We start from the raw sequence: 19017 nt of genomic DNA, 5'->3' as shown, positions 1-19017 counted from the left end.
AACCCCGCGCTCCGGAGAACGCGGGGTTCGTCTGCAGACTGAAGCGCCGGCCTTGCCGGCGCTTTGATCAGTTGCCCTTCGCGATGCGATCCTGGATGTGCTGCGCGCGGCTCGCCGACGACGGGTGCGAATCCATCATCGAGCTCTTGCCGCCGTCCAGCTTCGCGAGCTTCTGGAACGACGTGACGAGCCCCTTCTGGTTCATGCCCTTCTGCTTGAGCAGGTCGAACGAGTAGTCGTCGGCCGCGCTTTCCTGCGACTGCGAGAACTGCGCGTTGATGAACTTCTCGGTGATGTCGCCGAGCTGCGAGTTGGTCAGCGCCGCCACGCCCGGCGACGCCGCGCCGGCCGCGCTGCGCGCCGCGCTCACCGCGTAGGCGGTCTGCATCGCCTTCTTCGAGTGGCCGAGCGCGACGTGGCCCATTTCGTGGCCGATCACGCCGCGCAGCTCGTCGTCGTTCATCATGTCCATCAGGCCGCTATACACGCGCACGCAGCCGTTGCCCATCGCCCACGCATTGACGTCCTTGGTCATGTAGACCTTGTAGTTGATCTTCTGGCCGTTCAGCGTCATGTCGCCGAAGCCCGCCATCACCTTCGTCAGCCGCTTCGCGTACGCGCTGCCCGGCGCGGCGATCTTCGACTGGGCGTCGCTCGACTTGCACGAGTCGTTCGACAGCGCGGCGATGTCGGCGTCCGACAGCGTCGCCGCCTTGAGCATGTTCGAGCCGGCCGACGCGAGGCCGTTCGCGTCGAGACCCTGCACGCCGCCGCACGCGCTCAGCAGGAACGCCACGCCACAAGCTGCAACCGCATTCTTCAACTGCATGTGTGTACCCTCGGTAGTTGTATTTCGAAGCGGCGATTTTGCATAAAACGGCAGAAAATTACCAGACGTTTACGTCTAATGACAGGACCATTGCCGGCGCAATCGGCCGAAAGTAACAATAGTTAACGGATTGACGGTCAGCGGGACGGTCGATCGCCGCGTCGCGGCCGGTCGAACGCGCGGCGCGAGCGGCGCGTAAGCCGGCGCGCGACCAGCAGCGGCAGCCGCACCACGAAGCCCGCGATCAGCCGCAGGTGCATCCATGTGAGCAGCGCATTGTCGCGCCCGTAATGGAAGTGCGACACGCCGCCCTCGTTCTCGCGGAAATAGCGCACGGGCGCGTCGATGCGGATCGGGCGCACGCCGGCCCAGCACAGCCGCACCGCCGCTTCGGGATCGAAGTCGAAGCCGCGCATCCACATCTGCCGGTGCATGATCGCCGCGAGCGGCGCGACCGGATACACGCGAAAGCCGTACAGCGAATCGCCGATGCCGGCCCACAGCGTCTCGACGTCGGCCCACACGTTCGACAGCCGCCGCCCCTGCACGCGCAGCGGCGGCGCGTCGGCGTCGAACTTCGGCATCCCGAGCACCATCGCGTCGGGCGCGGCCTGCGACGCGGCCATGAACGCGGGAATCAGATGGGCCGGATGCTGGCCGTCGGAGTCCATCGTCAGCACGTGCGTGAAGCCGCGCGCGGCAGCCGCGTCGAGCCCGGCGAGCACCGCCGCGCCCTTGCCGCGGTTCTCCGGCAGCACGATCACGTGCAACCCCGGATCGCGCTCGGCCAGCGCCTGCAGGCGCTCGGCGCTGCCGTCGGTGCTGCCGTCCACGACGACCCACACCGGGTTCCACAGCGCGCGGGCGCTGCGCACGGTCGCATCGACCCGGATGCCCGGGTTGTAGCTCGGAATCAGCACGAGATGGGTGGACGAAGCGCGCGGCGAGGACATGGGCACGGCCAAGGTCGAAGACGGGAATCCTGACGGAATTTTATGACCTGCCGACGAACCGCGGCATCGGGTTTCCACGGCGGGCATCGTCATGCGAGACCGCCGTTGACCGACAGCACCTGCCCCGTCACGTAGGCCGCCGCATCGGACACGAGATACGCGACCATGCCCGCGACTTCGTCGGGCCGGCCCGCGCGCTGCGCGGGCACGAGCTGCCTGATGCGCTCGGCGGGAAATGCGTGCTCGGCCATCGGCGACGCGATGATGCCGGGCGCGACCGCGTTCACGGTGATGCCGCGCGACGCGAGCTCGAGCGACAGCGACTTCGTCGCGCCGATCAGCCCGGCCTTCGCGGCCGCGTAGTTGACCTGCCCGCGGTTGCCGGTCACGCCCGCGACCGACGCGATGTTGACGATCCGCCCCCAACGCGTGCGGATCATCGGCAGCAGCAGCGGCTGCGTGACGTTGAAGAAGCCGTTGAGCGTCACGTCGATCACGCTGCGCCATTGCTGCCGCGACATGCCGGCCATCGGCGCGTCGGCGTGGATGCCCGCGTTGTTGACGAGGATCTGCACCGGCGCGTCGTCGACGAGCCGCGCGAGCGCGGCGTCGACCGACCGCGTCGGCGTCGGTCACGTCGAACGCGATCGCATGCGCGGCGCCGCCTGCCGCGACGATCCGCTGCGCGACCGCTTCCGCCTGCGCGAGATGGCGGTTCGCGTGCACCCAGACTTCATGGCCGGCCAGCGCCAGCGCTTCGCAGATCGCCTGCCCGAGCGCGCCGCTGCCGCCCGTCACGAGCGCGCGCATCGAATGGCTCCGTTCATTACACGTCGCGTTGAGCGACGCCGCCGCCTCGTATCGTGCCGCAGGCGTCGCCGCGTGCCGTCGTCCATGGCGTGCCGTATCGCGCCGCCGTCATTTCGCGCGATGCGCGGCGACGTAGGCGGCGAGTGCGCCGAGCGTCGCGAAGATCCTTTCGTTATCCGGATTGTCCGAGCGCAGCTCGAAGCCGTACTTCTTCGAGATCAGCAGCGCGATTTCCAGGATGTCGATGGAGTCGAGCCCGAATCCTTCCCCATACAGCGGGGTGTCGGCGGTCACTGCGTCGAGCGACACGTCTTCGAGATTCAGTTCGCCGATGATCAGCGCGGCGAGCTCTTGTTCCAGTGCGTTCATCATGCTTGCGGGCAGGCGGCCGGGGGCAGCGAAAGGCGCATCGAACCGGCAGCCACCGTGCCCGCGCGGCGCGTGTGAAGCGCCGTCGCGCCAGCGTCTGCCGGCTTCCCCGCCTGCGTTATGGGGGACCATGTGTAAAAGTTACGCGGATTCTAGTCGACGGGTATCGGGGCGTATACCGCGAATGGTTACAGACTGAAGGGCCCGCGCGCGGGCCAGTTGGAGGCCCCGATCGCACGAGACGCTTGCGCCGCTTCGACTCGAAATGAATCGCCGCAGCGACGCGTGCGCGCGGCCGCCATACAATCCGTTACAAAACCCGGCCGCGCCCATCACGAAGCGTCGCGCCGCGGCCCTAAAATGTGCGTGCGTCACCACCGGCCCGGACTGAGTTCGGGCCATGGTTCGCAAGCCTTTTCGTAAGACTTTTTCGTAAGACCTTTGACAGCCCGACGCACGCGTGGGGCGACGATCCGCACGATGTTTCCAGCAGCCATGCCGCGCCCGTTCATTCGCCCCGCTCCCGTCCGTCCAGCCGTACGCCGCGCTACCGCGGCGGCCATCGGCCGTGCGCGGGCGCGCCGCGCAGCGGGAGCACCGCGATGAGCACGCCGCTCGCCATCGCGCGCGGCGCCGGCGCGCTGGCCGCGGTCGCCGCGTATCAGATCGGCGCGCACTACGCGGCCGCGACGCCCGGCGCGCATGGCTTCGGACTCGCGATGGCGCTCGTGCCGCCGCTGCTGCTCGCGCTCGGCGCGGCGCTGCGCTCGCCGCGGCGCGCGTGGCTCGTGCCGGCCTGGGCGCTCGCCGCCGCCGCGCTGTGGGCCGCGCGCGAACCGCTCGCGCGGCATTTCGGCTGGGGCCTGTATCTGGAGCACGCGAGCTTCAACCTCGCGATGGCGCTGCTGTTCGGGCGCACGCTGGCGGCCGGGCAGACGCCGCTCTGCACGCGCTTCGCGGCGATGGTCCACGGCGCGGTCACGCCGGCCATCGCGCGCTACACGCGGCAGATCACGATCGCGTGGATGCTGTTCTTCGTCGCGATCGCCGCCGTGTCGACGCTGCTGTTCGCGACCGCGCCGATCGCCGCGTGGTCGACGTTCGCGAACTACCTGTCGCTGCCGCTCGTCGCCGTGATGTTCGCCGCCGAGCATGCGTGCCGGCGCTTCGCGCTGCCGGGCGACGCGCGCACGACGATGGCCGACTCGATGCGCGCGTACCGCGCGTCGACCCAGCCGTCGCGATGATTCCAAGGCCGGCGCGGCTGCGCCGGCCACTGCCTCACGCTTCAACCGATTTATGCCGACTCACCCGCTGGTATTCCCGCTGGTTTTCCATTCGTCCCCGGAGCAGACGATCGCATGGCGCGACGGCGCGCGCGTGACCGTGCGCACGTTCCTCGCCGACGTCGCGCGCGTGGCCGCCGCGCTGCCCGCGGGCGGCCACGTGTTCAACGTGTGCCGCGATCGCTACCGCTTCGCGGTCGGCCTGTGCGCGGCGCTCGTCGCCGGCAAGGTCAGCCTGCTGCCGTCCACGCAGACGCCGGAAACGGTCCGCCGGCTCGCGTCGTTCGCGCCCGATGCGTTCTGCCTGCACGACGCGCCCGGCTGCACGATCGACCTGCCGCGCTTCGCGTATCCCGACGCCGCGCCGGCGGACGGTGTGGTCGACTCGGGCGATGCGCCGTTCGTCGTCCCGCAGATCGACGCGTCGCGGCTCATGGCCTATGTGTTCACGTCCGGCTCGACCGGCGCGCCGGTGCCGCACCGCAAGACCTGGGGCAGCCTGGTCGGCTGCCTGCGCGCATCGGCCGAGCGCCTCGGGCTGCTCGACGGCCGCGCGTACACGCTGGTCGGCACCGTGCCCGCGCAGCACATGTACGGCTTCGAAGCGACGGTGCTGCTCGCGCTGGTTGGCGGGCTGGCGTTCAGCAACTGCCTGCCGTTCTACCCGCTCGACATCCGCGCGGCGCTCGACGCGGTGCCGCAGCCGCGCGTGCTCGTCGCGTCGCCGATCCACCTGCGCGCGCTGCTGTCGTCCGCGCACGCGCTGCCGCGCGCCGCACTCGTGCTGTCGGCGACCGCGCCGCTCGCGGCATCGCTCGCGCGCGAAGCCGAGGCCGCGCTCGGCGCGCCGCTCGTCGAGATCTACGGCAGCACCGAGACCGGCCAGATCGCGACGCGCCGCACCGCGCAGGACGCGGCCTGGCAACTGTTCCCGGGCATCCGCGTCGACGCGCGCGAAAGCGCGGACGACGACGGCGGGCCGACCATGTGGGTGTCGGGCGCGCATGTCGACGCGCCCGTGCCGATGGGCGACGCGCTCGAACTGCTCGGCGACGGCCGCTTCCTGCTGCACGGCCGCAAGGCGGACCTCGTCAACATCGCCGGCAAGCGCACGTCGCTCGCGTACCTGAACCATCAGCTCATTGCGGTCCCCGGCGTCGTCGACGGCGTGTTCTTCGTGCCGGACGACCCCGCGCCGGCCGACGCCGCTGCGGGCGTCGAGCCCGTCACGCGTCTCGTCGCGCTCGTCGTCGCGCCGACGCTGGCGGCCGCCGACCTGCAACGCGCGCTGCGCGAGCGGATCGATCCCGCGTTCATGCCGCGCCCGCTCGTGTTCGTCGATGCGCTGCCGCGCAACGACACCGGCAAGCTGCCGCGCGACGTGCTCGCGGCGCTGGTCGCCCGGCATACGCGCGTGGCCGTGTCGGCCGCGCCCGGCCGCGACGCCGACGCGGCGAACGCGCTCGCCTTCACGATCCCCGCCGACCATCCGGCGCTGCCCGGCCACTTCCCCGGCCACCCGATCGTGCCGGGCGTCGTGCTGCTCGATCACGCGATCACCGCGATCGGCGCGGCGCTGAAGCGTCCGCTGCACGCGTGGCGGCTCGGCTCCGCGAAATTCCTGAGCCCGGCCGCGCCCGGCGAGCCGCTCGACCTCGCGTTCGACGCGGCGGCGAGCGGCGCGATCCGCTTCACCGTGCGCGCCGGACGCCGCGACGTCGCGTCCGGCGTGCTGTCCGCGCCGCCGGCCGCGCGGGAGGCGACGCCCGCATGAAGCGCACCGCATGGGCCCGGCGCCGGGAACGCAGCAACACGCCGCTGCTGCGCGCGATGACGTGGATCTCGCTGCGCTTCGGGCGGCGCGCCGCGCGCGCCGTGCTGCATCTCGTCGCGGCCTGGTTCGTGCTGTTCTCGCCGGGCGCGTGCGCGGCGTCGCGCGGCTACCTGCGCCGCGCGCTCGGCCGGCCCGCGCGCTGGCGCGACGTGTACCGGCACGTGTTCACGTTTGCGTCGACGATCCACGACCGCGTGTACCTGATGAACGAGCGCTTCGACCTGTTCGACGTGCGCCTGCACGGCGAGGCGCACGTGCGCGCCGCGCTCGCGGGCGGACGCGGCGCGTTCCTGATCGGCGCGCACCTCGGCAGCTTCGAGATCGTGCGCGCGCTCGGCCGCACCCAGCCGGGCCTGCGCGTCGTCGTCACGATGTACGAAGAAAACGCGCGCAAGATCAACGCGACGCTCGCCGCCGTGAATCCCGCCGCGAAGCCGGACGTGATTCCCCTCGGGCAGGTCGATTCGATGCTGAAGGTGCGCGAGCGCCTCGATGCGAACTGCATGGTCGGCATGCTCGCCGACCGCACGCTGCGCGACGACGCCGCCGCGTCGACCCGGCGGCTCGACCTGCTCGGCGCGCCGGCCGCGTTCCCGCTCGGGCCGCTGTACATGGCCGCGATGCTCGGGCGCCCGGTGATCTTCATGACCGGCCTCTATCGCGACGGCAACCGCTACGACGTCCACTTCGAGCCGCTCGCCGATTTCTCCGGCGTGCGCCGCGACGCGCGCGCGGCCGCCGTCGACGCGGCGCTCGCGCGCTACGTCGCGCTGCTCGACGAGCACTGCCGCGCCGCGCCGTACAACTGGTTCAACTTCTTCGACTTCTGGCAGACGGGCGATGCCGCGGCGCGCGGCGACGATGCGCGCGCATGCACCGAGCTGCCGGCCACCGGGGATTCCGACACATGATCGCCGTTCGTCGCTCGTTGGCATCGTCGATGTCGTCGTTGCCGCGGCCCTGGCCGCCGCGGTTACCGTCGTCGTCGTCGTTCACGCTGCTCCATGCGCTACGCGGCGCCGCCCGCACGCTCGTCATCGCGGCGGCCGCGGCCTGCGCGCTGCCCGCCCACGCGGCCGACGCCGGCCCCGCGTGGACGCTCGACCGGCTGATGTCGACGCTCGCGCAGCACAAGTCCGGCCGCGCAACGTTTACCGAGACGAAAACCCTGTCGATCGCCGCGCAGCCGGTCGAGTCGTCCGGCGAGCTCGTGTTCGTCGCGCCCGATCATCTCGAGAAGCACACGCTGAGCCCGAAGCCCGAACACCTCGTCGTCGACGGCGGCATGCTGACCGTCGAGCGCAACAACCGCACATACACGCTCGCGCTCGACCGCTATCCGGAGCTCGGCGCGTTCATCGACAGCATTCGCGCGACGCTCTCCGGCAACCGCTTCGCGCTCGAGCGGGTGTACAAGGTCGCGGTCGACGGGCGCGGCGACGACTGGAGGCTGACGCTCACGCCGCTCGACGCGCGGATGCTGAAGGCCGTCAGCACGATCACGCTCGACGGCACGCGCGACGTATTGCGCAGCGTCGCGATCCGGCAGGCCGACGGCGATCATTCGCTGATGCGGCTGCAACCGGCGCCCGCGAACCGATGAACGAGCGCCCCCGCTCGGCCGGCCCCGTCGCGCCGCATTCGCCCGCCTGGCGGCAACCCGCGGTGCTCGTATGGGCACTGGCGCTGGTCGCGTGCGCGGCGGCGATCGCCCGCGCGAATTTCACCGCCGATCTGTCCGCGTTCCTGCCGCGCTCGCCGAGCGTCGGGCAGCGCGTGCTCGTCGACCAGCTGCGCGACGGCCTCGTGTCGCGGCTGATCCTCGTCGCGATCGACGGCGACACCGCCGCTGCGCGCGCGGTGCTGTCGCGGCGCATGGCCGCAGCGCTGCGCGACGATCCGCAGTTCGCGGCGGTCAACAACGGCGAGCCGGTCAACGACGCGCGCGACCAGCAGTTCATCGTCGCGCATCGCTACCTGCTGAGCCCGGCCGTGACGCCGCAGCGCTTCACCGCCGACGGCCTGCACCAGGCGCTCGGCGACAGCCTCGACCTGCTGGGCTCGTCGGCCGGCCTCGTCGCGAAGGCGCTGCTGCCGCGCGACCCGACCGGCGAAGTCGCCGCGCTCGTCGGCCAGCTCGACAGCGGCGCGCTGCCGGCCTCGCGCAACGGCGTGTGGGCGTCGCGCGACGGCGCGCGCGCGGTGCTCGTCGTGCAGACGGCCGCCGCCGGCTCCGACACCGATGCGCAGGCGCGCGCGATCGATGCCGTGCGCCGCGCGTTCGACGCGGCGCGGCAGGCGACGCCGGGCGCGTCGTCCTGCACGCTCGCGATGACCGGGCCCGGCGTGTTCTCGGTCGACACGCGCGACACGATCCGGCGCGACGTCGAGCGCCTGTCGACGCTGAGCCTGCTGCTGATCGTCGCGCTGCTGCTGACGCTGTACCGCTCGCCGCGCACGCTCGCGCTCGGGCTGCTGCCGGTGCTGTCGGGCATCGCGGCCGGGCTCGCGGCGGTCAGCGTCGCGTTCGGCACGGTCCACGGGCTGACGCTCGGCTTCGGCACCACGCTGATCGGCGAGGCGGTCGACTACTCGATCTACCTGTTCGTGCAGTCGGCGCAGGCCGGGCCGCGCGACGCAACCCGCCCGGCCGACGCGACGCGCGCGTGGCTCGCCGCGTACTGGCCGACGATCCGGCTCGGCGTGCTGACGTCCGTCTGCGGCTTCGCGTCGATGCTGTTCTCCGGCTTCCCGGGCCTCGTGCAGCTCGGGCTGTACTCGATCGCGGGCCTGACGGCCGCCGCGCTCGTCACGCGCTTCGTGCTGCCGCCGCTGCGCGGCGACCATGTCGCGATCCGCGACGTGTCGCGCGCAGGCGCGGCGCTCGCGCGCGCGGCCGCCGCCGCGCCGCGCCTGCGCTGGCCGCTGGCCGCGCTGGTGCTCGCCGCGTGCGTGGCGATCGCGCTGCATCGCGACGACCTGTGGAGCCGCGAGCTCGCCGCGCTGAGCCCGGTGCCCGCGCGCGCGCAGACGCTCGACGCGCGCCTGCGCGCCGACGTCGGCGCGCCCGACGTCCGCTATCTGGTGGTGATTCCGGCCGACAGCGAGCAAGCCGCGCTCGAAGGCGCGGAGCGCGTCGCCGCGCAACTGCAGCCGCTCGTCGAGCGCGGCGCGCTCGCCGGCTTCGAGAACCCCGCGCGCTACCTGCCGAGCGACGCCGCGCAACGTGCGCGGCAGGCGAGCCTGCCGGACGCCGGCACGCTCGCCGCGCGGCTGCGCGCAGCCGTCGCGCACCAGCCGATCATCGTCAAGCCCGACCTGTTCGCGCCGTTCGTCGCCGACGTCGACGCCGCACGCCACGCGCCGCTCCTGACGCGCGCGGACTTGCGCGGCACGTCGATGGCGCTCGCGGTCGATGCGCTGCTGACCGAGCGCGCGGGCCGCTGGAGCGCGATGCTGCCGCTGCGCGCGCCGGACGCCGCACGCGCGGCGCATGCGGCGCACGCGGCACAAGCCGCGCCAGACCTCGATGCGGCGCCAAGCCTCGACGCCGCGCCGATCCGCGCGGCCGTCGCGCGCGCCGGCGTGCCCGGCGCGCTGTTCGTCGACATGAAGGCCGAGGCCGACCGCCTGTACGTGGACTACGTGCGAGAAGACATCCGCCTGTCGCTCGCGGGCTTCGCAGCAATCGCGGTGCTGCTGCTGATCGCGCTGCGCTCGCCGCGGCGCGTCGCGCGCGCGCTCGCGCCGCTGGTAGCGGCGGTGCTGGTCGTGGCCGCGGGCTTCGCGGCCGCCGGCGTGCCGCTGACGATCCTGCACCTGATCGGGATGCTGCTGATCGTCGCGGTCGGCTCGAACTACGCGCTGTTCTTCTGCAAGCGCGGCGACGCGCAACCCGTCACGCCCCACACGCTCGTGTCGCTGCTGGTCGCCAATCTCGCGACGGTCGCCGGCTTCGGGCTGCTCGCGCTGTCGCGCGTGCCGCTGCTCGAAACCTTCGGCCTGACCGTCGGCCCCGGCGCGATGCTCGCGCTCGCGTTCGCCGCGATCCTGGCGCCGCCGGCCGCCGCACCGCTGCAGGGAGGCCACGCATGAACGCGCCTTCATCCGCGCCGCGTCCCGGCGACGCGCGCCGCTGGACGCCGACGCCGCTCGTCGCGGGCGCCGCCGCGCTGCATGCGGGCGCGGCCGCAGCCGTCGTCGCGCAGCCGGCGAGCTGGCCGTGGGCGGCCGGCGGCGTGATCGCATCGCACCTCGCGCTGACGGCGGCGGGACTGTGGCCGAAAAGCGCGCTGCTCGGCCCGAACTGGACGCGCCTGCCGGACAGCGCCGGCCGCCGGATCGCGCTGACGATCGACGACGGCCCCGACCCGGACGTCACGCCGCGCGTGCTCGACCTGCTCGACCGCTACGACGCGCAGGCGACCTTCTTCTGCATCGGCGACCGCGCGCGCCGCCATCCGCGGTGGATCGAGGCGATCGTCGCGCGCGGCCATGCGATCGAGAATCACAGCCAGCGGCACCGGCACACGTTCTCGCTGTCGGGCCCGCGCGCGCTGCGACGCGAGATCGAGGCCGCGCAGCGCACGCTGACCGAGCTCACCGGCACGCGCCCGCTGTTCTTCCGCGCGCCCGCGGGCCTGCGCAACCCGTTCCTCGAACCGGTGCTGTGCGAGCTCGGCCTGCAGCTTGCGAGCTGGACGCGGCGCGGCTTCGACACGCGCGAGCGGGATGCCGGCGTGGTCACGCGCCGCCTGCTGCACGGGCTCGCGCCGCGCGACATCCTGCTCGTCCACGACGGCCACGCGGCGCGCGACGCGCGCGGCGAGCCGGTCGTGCTCGATGTGCTGCCGGCCGTGCTGCGCGCGGCCGCCGACGCGCAATTGCGCTGGACGACGCTGCGCGCCGCGCTCGCGCCGGAACCGCCGGCGGCGGCCGGCCCGACGGCGCCCGTTTGACAAAATTCAATGGCTATCGGCGCGCCGCGCGGCCTCACCGCGCACCGCGGCGCCCGAACCGGCAACCGGATTCGACCCTCGTGAACCCTCTCCTGCTTTCGCATTTCACGGCCACCAGCTGCATCGGGCGCGGGCTCGACGCGACCGTCGCCGCGCTGCGCGGCGCGCGCGGCGGACTCACGCGATGCGACTTCGAGCGCGCGGACCTCGACACCTGGATCGGCGCGGTGGACGGCGTCGACGCGCAGCCGGTGCGCGCCGACCTGAGCGACTTCGAGTGCCGCAACAACCGTCTCGCGCAGCTCGGCCTCACGCAGGACGGTTTCGCCGAACGCGTCGCGGCCGCCGTGTCGCGCTACGGCGCCGAACGTGTCGGCGTGTTCGTCGGCACCAGCACGGCCGGCATCCTCGAGACCGAGCACGCGTACCGGCGCCGCGACCCGCAAAGCGGCGCGCTGCCGGCCGGCTTCCACTACGCGCAGACCCACAACCCGTATTCGCCCGCCGCGTTCGTGCGCGCGTACTTCGCGCTGCGCGGCCCGGCGCTGGCGGTGTCGTCCGCGTGCTCGTCCGGCGCGAAGGTGTTCGGCTCCGCGCGCCGCATGCTCGAAGCGGGCCTGATCGATGCGGCGGTCGTCGGCGGCGTCGATTCGCTGTGCCTCACGACGCTGTACGGCTTCAATTCGCTCGAACTGCTGTCGCGCAGGCCGTGCCGGCCGTTCGACGTCGCGCGCGACGGGATCTCGATCGGCGAGGCTGCGGCGTTCGCGCTCGTCGAGCGCGTGCCCGCGTCGCCCGACGCGCTCGACGACAGCGCGGTCCTGCTGCTCGGCATCGGCGAATCGAGCGACGCGCATCACATGTCGTCGCCGCATCCGGACGGGCGCGGCGCGCGCGCCGCGATCGAGCAGGCGCTGGCGTCGGCCGGCCTCGGCGCGACCGACATCGACTACATCAACCTGCACGGCACCGCGACGCCGAGCAACGACGCCGCGGAAGGCCGTGCGATCGGCGCGCTGTTTGCGCAGACGCCGTGCAGCTCGACCAAGGGCGCGACCGGCCACACGCTCGGCGCGGCCGGCGCGCTCGAGGCGGTCGTCGCCGCCGTCGCGCTGCGCGGCCAGTTCGTGCCGGCCGGCGTCAACACGACGGACCCCGACCCGGCGCTCGCCACCGACTACGTGCTCGCGAGCCGCGCGGCGCAGATGCGCACGGCGCTGTCCAATTCGTTCGGCTTCGGCGGCACGAACTGTACGCTGGTGTTCGGCCGCGCCGACCACGCGAGCGCGAACCGCCGGGAGCCGACATGACGCTCAGCGCATTCATCGAAGGTATCGGCTTGGTTGGCCCGGGGCTGAACGACTGGCCGCACGCGGCCGACGTGCTCGCCGGCCGCGCGGCCTATGCGGGCGCGCGCACCGTGCTGCCGCCGCCGGCCGGCCTGCCGAGCGCCGAGCGGCGGCGCACCGGCCCCGTCGTGCGGACCGCGCTCGCGGTCGGCCGCGCAGCGGTCGCCGCCAGCGGACGCGACGCCGCGACGCTCGCGACCGTGTTCAGCGCGTCCGGCGGCGACAGCCAGAACTGCCATGCGATCTGCGAGACGCTCGCGGGCGACGACCGGCTGCTGTCGCCGACGCGCTTTCACAACTCCGTGCACAACGCGCCGGCCGGCTACTGGAGCATCGCGACGGGCGCGACGGCCGCGTCGAACGTGCTGTGCGCGCATGACGGCAGCTTCGCCGCCGGGCTGCTCGAAAGCGTCTGCCAGGTTGCAGTCGATCGCATGCCGTGCCTGCTGATCGCATACGACACCGACTATCCGGAGCCGCTGCGCGCGGTGCGGCCGATCGTCGATGCGTTCGGCGTCGCGCTCGTGCTCGCGCCCGAGGCCGGCGCCGCCACGCTCGCGCGCATCGACGTGCAGCTCACCGACGCGAGCGCGACGACGCTCGCGTCGCCCGCGCTCGAAGCGTTGCGCATCGGCAATCCCGCCGCGCGCGCGTTGCCGCTGCTCGATGCGCTCGCCGCGCCGCGCGCCGCGCGCGTCGTGCTCGACTATCTGGCGGACCGGCGCGTGCAGGTCGACGTCGCGCTGCCGGACGCATTCGCGGAGCCTGCGCGATGACGGCCGCCGGCACGATGCGCGACCGCGCGTGGATCGCCGCGCACATTCCGCACGACGGCGCGATGTGCCTGCTCGACACGGTCGACTTCTGGGACGGCGCGCGGATCCGCTGCACGGCGACGAGCCACCGCGATCCGCGCAACCCGCTGCGCGCGCACGGCCGGCTCGCGTCGGTCTGCGGGATCGAATACGCGGCGCAGGCGATGGCCGTGCACGGCGCGCTCGTCGGCGCGCCGCGCGAGCGGCCGCGCGCCGGCTTTCTGGCGAGCGTGCGCGGCGTCGACGCGTTCGTCGAGCGCCTCGACACGTGCGACGCGCCGCTGACCGTCGAAGCCGAACGCGTCGGCGGCGACGACGTCACGGTGCTGTACGGCTTCACGCTTCGCTGCGGCGAGCGCGTGCTGCTGAGCGGCCGCGCCGCGGTGATGCTCGATGCGTCCGCGGCCGGCGCGCTTCGCCCGCCTGGCGGCGGCGCGGAGATTCGATGACAACGTTGGGAGGAATCTGCTTGTGAAAGGTCGTCAGTTCATTTTTGCCGCACTCGTGTTCGCGACGGTTTGCCCGGCCGCGCACGCGGACCTGTCCGAGGTGAAGCAGGACATCAAGCGCGACTCGAAGGAAGCCGCGCACAAGACCGGCGAGGCCGCGCGCAGCTTCGGCCACGCTACCGCGAGCGCCGCGAAGGCGGTCGGCCACGGCGTCGCGCATGCGTCGCGCGAGGGTTGGGACGCGACCAAGCACGCATCGCGCGAAGGCTGGGACGCGACCAAGCGCACGACGAAGCGGGTCTTCCACAAGGACGGCAGCGACTGAGCGCAGTCCGCGGCGGCGCAGCGGGACGCTGCGCCGCAACCCGACCACTCAGCCCGCCCGGCGCTTCGCCCTGACGCCGTGCAAGGCCGCCTTGCCGTATGCCGCACGCCAGCAGTCGCGATGATCGAAGTCGCGCAGCAAGCGCGCGCGGCGCCGCTCGAGCCAGTAGTGAACGATCGCCGCCGTCAGCGCGACGGCGAGCGCTGCCCCGCCGATCGCGAGCCCCATCGAAGTGTCACCCATGCCTGCTCCGGAATATGAAGCCGCGGCCGCGCAGCGGGCGACGGCGAGCGGGGCGGGCCCCCGTCCGTCATCGCGCACGCGCGCTGCCCCGGCGCTGGATAGCGCTGGAGCACGTCCCGGGCGCGCGACGCGCGCGGCCCGGGCCGCCGCGCGTCAATGCATGTGCTGCCCGCCGTTGATCGCGATGTTGGAGCCGGTCACGAAGCCCGCCTCGTCGGAGCACAGGTACGCGACGAGCGCCGCGACCTCCTCGGGCTTGCCGAGCCGGCCGGCCGGAATCTGCGGCAGGATCTTGCTGTCGAGGACGTCCTGCGGAATCGCCGTCACCATCTTCGTCGCGAGATAGCCGGGCGACACGGTGTTCACCGTCACGCCCTTGCGCGCGACTTCCAGCGCGAGCGATTTCGTGAAGCCGTGCATGCCGGCCTTCGCGGCCGCGTAGTTGGTCTGGCCGACCGAACCCTTCGAGCCGTTGACCGACGAGATGTTGACGATCCGCCCCCAGCCGCGCTCGACCATCCCTTCGCACACCGGCTTGGTCATGTTGAACACGGAATCGAGGTTGGTGCGGATCACCGCGTCCCAGTTGACCTTGTCGAGCTTGCGGAACGTCATGTCGCGCGTGATGCCCGCGTTGTTCACCAGCACGTCGATCGGCCCGACGTCCTGCACGATCTTCGCCACGCATTGCTGGCACGAGTCGTGATCGGCCACGTCCACCGGATACGCGTGGAATTCGCGGCCCGCGGCATGCATCTCGGTCAACCAGCGGTCGACGCCGTTGTTGTTCGGCGAATACGTGACGACGACCCGGTAGCCCGCGTCGTGCAACCGGATGCTGATTGCCTCGCCGAGACCGCCCATTCCACCTGTCACAACTGCAATTCGCTTAGTCATCCTATAGAGTACCGACAAAAAGAGTAATCGATGATGTAGGGGCCAATTGGCACCGCTTGGACACCGTCTGCCGCCCACATCGCTTCGATGCGCCGAGCGCATCGTCGAATCGCGCGTTTTTGTTGTGAACTGCTTGTCCGGCGCGCGCAAGCCGTCACGGGCCGCCGTCGTGGTGCAGGCCTGCACCGCGACGGCGCCTTACCTCACAAACTGCTGTCAGAAGCCGCTCAACCGCGCTCGACCGCGAGCGCAACCCCCATCCCGCCGCCGATGCACAGCGACGCCAGCCCGCGCTTCGCGTCGCGCTTGACCATCTCGTGCAGCAGCGTCACCAGGATCCGGCAGCCCGACGCCCCGATCGGATGACCGATCGCGATCGCCCCGCCGTTCACGTTCACCTTCGACGTGTCCCAGCCCATCTGCTTGTGCACCGCCAGCGCCTGCGCCGCGAACGCCTCGTTGACCTCCATCAGGTCCAGGTCGCCCGGCGTCCACCCCGCGCGCTCCAGGCACCGCCGCGACGCCGGCACCGGACCCATCCCCATCACGCTCGGGTCCACCCCCGCGTTCGCGTACGCCTTGATCCGCGCCAGCGGCGTCAGACCCAGCGCCGCCGCCTTCTGCGCCGACATCACCAGCACCGCCGCCGCGCCGTCGTTGATCCCCGACGCGTTCGCCGCCGTCACCGTGCCGTCCTTCGCGAACGCCGGCTTCAGCCCCGCCAGCGCGTCCGCCGTCACGCCGTGACGCACGAACTCGTCGGTCGCGAACTGCAGCGGCTCGCCCTTCTTCTGCGGGATCGCCACCGGCACGATCTCGGCATCGAAGCGTCCCGCCTTCTGCGCCGCTTCCGCCTTGTTCTGCGACAGCGCCGCGAATGCGTCCTGCTCCGCGCGCGTGATCCCGTATTCCTTCGCGACGTTCTCCGCCGTGATCCCCATGTGGTACTGGTTGTACACGTCCCACAGCCCGTCGACGATCATCGTGTCGACCAGCTTCGCGTCGCCCATCCGGAACCCGTCGCGCGAGCCCGGCAGCACGTGCGGCGCCGCGCTCATGTTCTCCTGCCCGCCCGCGACCACGATCTCCGCGTCGCCCGCCGCGATCGCGTTCGCCGCCAGCATCACCGCCTTCAGGCCCGAGCCGCACACCTTGTTGATCGTCATCCCCGGCACCGCGCTCGGCAGCCCGGCCTTGATCAGCGACTGCCGCGCCGGGTTCTGCCCCGAGCCGGCCGCCAGCACCTGGCCCATGATCACTTCGCTCACCTGCTCCGGCTTCACGCCGGCGCGCTCCAGCACCGCGCGGATCACCGTCGCGCCCAGCTCCGGCGCCGCGATCTTCGCGAGCGTGCCGCCGAATTTGCCGACCGCGGTCCGCGCGGCCGATACGATCACTACGTCCGTCATGTTCTGTTCCTGCGTTGAAATCAATGGGTCGATAGGGGATGCGCGGCGGTGGGCGGGAGGCGCGCAGACTGCCGCGCCTCGGCGCCGCGCGGCCGCGCGTGCGGACGCGCAGCGCGACCGTCAGAGCGGATGCGTCGCACACCGCGAAAGCGATACGCGGCACTTCCGCGCGCTCCGGCCGTTCCCGGACATCGCGCCGCAAGCCGACCGCGCGCACCGGCCGCCGCGCAGCACACGCGACGGCCGGCACGCGGCTCCCGTGGCGATCGAGCGATCGTGTTCGTGTCGCGCGTGTCGCGACCCGCGATCACGCCGCCGATTCGCGCGAAGCGGCGTCCTTGCGGGCGGCTGCGGCCGTCTGCTTCGCGCCGCGCGCGGCCGTGTCGCTGACCGCGTCGAGGCCGCTTTGCGCCGCCTCGATCACCTGGCCCGTCGCCGCGCGCACCGATTCCGCCGCCGCGCTGGCCGCGGACAGCGCCGAATTCAGTGCGGCCACCACGGCGCCCGAACCGGCCGGCGCGTGCTTCGTCAGCTCGCCGATCACGTCCTTCAGGCGCTTGTCGGTCTCCTCATACTGCGCCTGAGCGACTTTGGCCCACTCGGCCTGCGTCGACACCGCGATGTCGAACAGATGGCGACCGTACGCGGCTGCCTTGCCGGCCGCTTCCTGCGGCGCGGCGACCTGCTGCGCGAAACCAGCCGCCGGGTTGCTCGCGTTGAACGCGTTCTTCAGCTTGTCCTCGTACTCAGCGAGCGCCGTCCGGGCCACTTGCAGATTGAGTTCGACGACGGCCTCAAAGCCGCTGATCGCCGGACGCGCGATCGCAAACCAGGCTGCGATACCGGACTGATAATCGGCGGCGAATTTTTCGGGGGCAAATACGGACATCGGGCACGCTCCTGTTTGGCAATGCGAGAGACGACGTAATGGAAAATGGAAGGCAGATCGACGGCCCGCTTCCTTATTGACAACCCGCAACTCCATTGAGCTCGAGAAGTTGAGGAAGGCCATTCTAGAACGTTTAATTGTCAATTAAATGGCATTAATGATAGGTAAAAACCCTTATGCCTCGAAATGACCGACACCGCGAGGCGTCCTCAGGCTTGCATGGCGGCGTTGCACCGCATTGCCGACGAGCGCTTTTACCTTTTTACAGCATGCCGCGGCACGACGAGACGCAATATTTACCCCGTCATTATTCCCGATATTCGAAAAATGGTCGCATTTGAATGCGTCCATTTCTCATGTAATCGTTTTTCCGATTTATTATGAAACCGTTGCCGGGATTACTAATACGCATTTAAATGATCGGATGATTCCGATTATTGCCGGCGCAGATTCACCCGGCCAACTCGCGGTGCAGTGCGCGGAATTCGTGCGCGAGCTTGTGCCCTGGTTCGAGATGAATGACGGGGGTCGCACGCTGATGCGATTCGCGGATCTTCACCGACGACGACAGCCGCGACGCGAGCACGGGCAGCCCTTCGCCGACCAGTTCGTCGACGAGCTGCTGCGGCAGGCTCGCGCGCGGCTGGAACTGGTTGATCACGATCCCTTCGACCTCGAGCCCCGCGTTGTGGTCCTGCTGGATCTCCTTCACGTTCTCGAGCAGCGTGTACAGCGCGCGGCGCGAGAAGTCGTCGCAGTCGAACGGGATCAGGCAACGTTCGACTGCGATCAGCGCGGACCGCGTGTAGAAATTGAGCGCGGGCGGCGTGTCGATGTAGACCGCATCGTACGCGTCGAGCTCGTTCAGCGCGTCGCGCAGCTTGTAGATCTTGTAGCGGGACTCGAGCTTGCCGTGCAGCGCATCGAGATCCGGATGCGCGGGCATCACGTCGAGGTTCTCGAACGGGGTCGGATGAATGTACGACGCGGCGTCGACAGGCCGGAAGTTGAACGTCAGCGCGGTTTCGAAGAAGTCGGCGACGGTCGGCGCATTGCCGGCAGCGCGCTCGCCGAGCAGGTACTGGGTCGAGTTCGCCTGCGCGTCCAGGTCGATCACCAGCGTGCGCAGCCCTTCGCTCGCGCTGATCGCGGCGAGATTGCAGACGATCGTCGACTTGCCTACGCCGCCCTTCTGGTTGAACACGACACGCCGCATTGCGTCTCCTTCGATCGAACGTCGAAGAGACGAGCTTAGCCGGTCAATCATGGCGGCCGCGTGACATCGATCAGATGCGCGCGATTGCGCACGATTGCGGGCGGCATCCGCGGCGTGTCGGGCGCGCGGCACGTATACGGCAAAGGGCCCGGCGGTCCGCGCCGAGCGATTCGCTCGACTCGGGCCGCCGGGCCCCCTTCGGGTACGCGATGCCGTCGGTCCGCTTTAGAACGGTTCTGTTCCACAATTATGTAAACATTGCTACGCGACGAGCGACAGACCGACCGCCACGATGTTGACGGCCCTGAAACCGTAAAGATCGGTACTGGACCGCCCGTGCCTGCTGGGCAATCGGTCGATGCGCGACGCGCGCTGAGTTGAGATCA

General features: G+C 71.2%; 18 protein-coding genes and 1 pseudogene. 10 read left to right on the top strand and 9 right to left on the bottom strand.

The features are described 5' to 3' along the window. Positions 1-67 precede the first annotated feature (67 nt). From WJ35_RS13380 to WJ35_RS13365, 4 genes and pseudogenes are all read right to left on the bottom strand, one after another. Positions 68-829, bottom strand: a complete 762-nt coding sequence (locus WJ35_RS13380; RefSeq protein ID WP_059713892.1) for a M48 family metallopeptidase — start codon at positions 827-829, stop codon at positions 68-70. Positions 830-966: 137 nt separating this feature from the next. Next, positions 967-1782 (bottom strand): glycosyltransferase family 2 protein, encoded by an 816-nt coding sequence (locus WJ35_RS13375; protein ID WP_069239296.1) that lies wholly within the window; start codon positions 1780-1782, stop codon positions 967-969. 89 nt (positions 1783-1871) lie between these two features. After that, positions 1872-2592, bottom strand: a pseudogene (fabG, locus tag WJ35_RS13370) (3-oxoacyl-ACP reductase FabG). A gap of 108 nt (positions 2593-2700) precedes the next feature. Further along, positions 2701-2961, bottom strand: a complete 261-nt coding sequence (locus tag WJ35_RS13365; RefSeq protein WP_029226252.1) for a phosphopantetheine-binding protein — start codon at positions 2959-2961, stop codon at positions 2701-2703. A gap of 602 nt (positions 2962-3563) precedes the next feature. On the opposite strand from WJ35_RS13365, the gene WJ35_RS13360 reads away from it, so the two are divergent. The 10 genes from WJ35_RS13360 to WJ35_RS13315 all read left to right on the top strand — a co-directional run bounded on the left by WJ35_RS13360 (position 3564) and on the right by WJ35_RS13315 (position 13977). Next, positions 3564-4208, top strand: a complete 645-nt coding sequence (locus WJ35_RS13360; RefSeq protein ID WP_069239295.1) for a hypothetical protein — start codon at positions 3564-3566, stop codon at positions 4206-4208. A gap of 52 nt (positions 4209-4260) precedes the next feature. Next, the gene (locus tag WJ35_RS13355; protein WP_069239294.1) at positions 4261-6021 is read left to right on the top strand and encodes an AMP-binding protein; all 1761 of its coding nucleotides are present in this window, start codon (positions 4261-4263) and stop codon (positions 6019-6021) included. Beyond that, entirely contained in the window at positions 6018-6992 is a 975-nt protein-coding gene (locus WJ35_RS13350; protein WP_069239293.1) for an acyl-CoA synthetase, read from the top strand. Before WJ35_RS13355 ends, WJ35_RS13350 begins: the two co-directional genes overlap by 4 nt. After that, complete coding sequence (locus WJ35_RS13345) at positions 6989-7684, top strand: outer membrane lipoprotein carrier protein LolA (RefSeq protein ID WP_420480893.1); 696 nt, start codon at positions 6989-6991, stop codon at positions 7682-7684. Before WJ35_RS13350 ends, WJ35_RS13345 begins: the two co-directional genes overlap by 4 nt. Then, positions 7681-10176: an MMPL family transporter gene (locus tag WJ35_RS13340; RefSeq protein ID WP_069239292.1), complete on the top strand. Its 2496-nt coding sequence runs from the start codon at positions 7681-7683 to the stop codon at positions 10174-10176. Before WJ35_RS13345 ends, WJ35_RS13340 begins: the two co-directional genes overlap by 4 nt. Beyond that, positions 10173-11039 carry a polysaccharide deacetylase family protein gene (locus WJ35_RS13335; RefSeq protein ID WP_060236928.1) on the top strand — a complete coding sequence of 289 codons (867 nt, stop codon included), beginning with the start codon at positions 10173-10175 and terminating at the stop codon, positions 11037-11039. The genes WJ35_RS13340 and WJ35_RS13335 overlap by 4 nt, the downstream gene beginning before the upstream one ends. Positions 11040-11119: 80 nt before the next feature. Then, entirely contained in the window at positions 11120-12349 is a 1230-nt protein-coding gene (locus WJ35_RS13330; protein WP_069239291.1) for a beta-ketoacyl-[acyl-carrier-protein] synthase family protein, read from the top strand. Then, positions 12346-13164, top strand: a complete 819-nt coding sequence (locus WJ35_RS13325; RefSeq protein ID WP_069239290.1) for a beta-ketoacyl synthase chain length factor — start codon at positions 12346-12348, stop codon at positions 13162-13164. Before WJ35_RS13330 ends, WJ35_RS13325 begins: the two co-directional genes overlap by 4 nt. Then, positions 13161-13652, top strand: a complete 492-nt coding sequence (locus WJ35_RS13320; RefSeq protein ID WP_060236938.1) for a hotdog family protein — start codon at positions 13161-13163, stop codon at positions 13650-13652. Before WJ35_RS13325 ends, WJ35_RS13320 begins: the two co-directional genes overlap by 4 nt. Before the next feature lie 22 nt (positions 13653-13674). Next, positions 13675-13977 carry a hypothetical protein gene (locus tag WJ35_RS13315; protein ID WP_059534324.1) on the top strand — a complete coding sequence of 101 codons (303 nt, stop codon included), beginning with the start codon at positions 13675-13677 and terminating at the stop codon, positions 13975-13977. A 48-nt stretch (positions 13978-14025) separates the two neighbouring features. On the opposite strand, the gene WJ35_RS13310 is transcribed toward WJ35_RS13315, so the two are convergent. The 5 genes from WJ35_RS13310 to WJ35_RS13290 all read right to left on the bottom strand — a co-directional run bounded on the left by WJ35_RS13310 (position 14026) and on the right by WJ35_RS13290 (position 18631). Continuing rightward, a complete protein-coding gene (locus WJ35_RS13310) occupies positions 14026-14220 on the bottom strand; it encodes a hypothetical protein (protein ID WP_042586317.1) in 195 nt (64 codons plus the stop codon). Positions 14221-14373: 153 nt separating this feature from the next. Then, on the bottom strand, positions 14374-15117 hold the full coding sequence (gene phbB, locus WJ35_RS13305; protein WP_059612187.1) for an acetoacetyl-CoA reductase: 744 nt from the start codon (positions 15115-15117) through the stop codon (positions 14374-14376). Positions 15118-15344: 227 nt separating this feature from the next. Beyond that, entirely contained in the window at positions 15345-16526 is a 1182-nt protein-coding gene (locus WJ35_RS13300; protein ID WP_069239289.1) for an acetyl-CoA C-acetyltransferase, read from the bottom strand. Positions 16527-16833: 307 nt separating this feature from the next. Further along, entirely contained in the window at positions 16834-17415 is a 582-nt protein-coding gene (gene phaP, locus WJ35_RS13295; RefSeq protein WP_069239288.1) for a TIGR01841 family phasin, read from the bottom strand. Positions 17416-17866: 451 nt separating this feature from the next. After that, positions 17867-18631 carry a ParA family protein gene (locus WJ35_RS13290; protein ID WP_069239287.1) on the bottom strand — a complete coding sequence of 255 codons (765 nt, stop codon included), beginning with the start codon at positions 18629-18631 and terminating at the stop codon, positions 17867-17869. Positions 18632-19017: the final 386 nt, after the last annotated feature.

It is taken from the genome of Burkholderia ubonensis, from assembly GCF_001718695.1.
GTDB lineage: Bacteria > Pseudomonadota > Gammaproteobacteria > Burkholderiales > Burkholderiaceae > Burkholderia > Burkholderia ubonensis_B.
The sequence above is the reverse complement of the archived record's forward strand: the minus strand, read 5'-3'. Positions and strand labels throughout refer to the sequence as shown.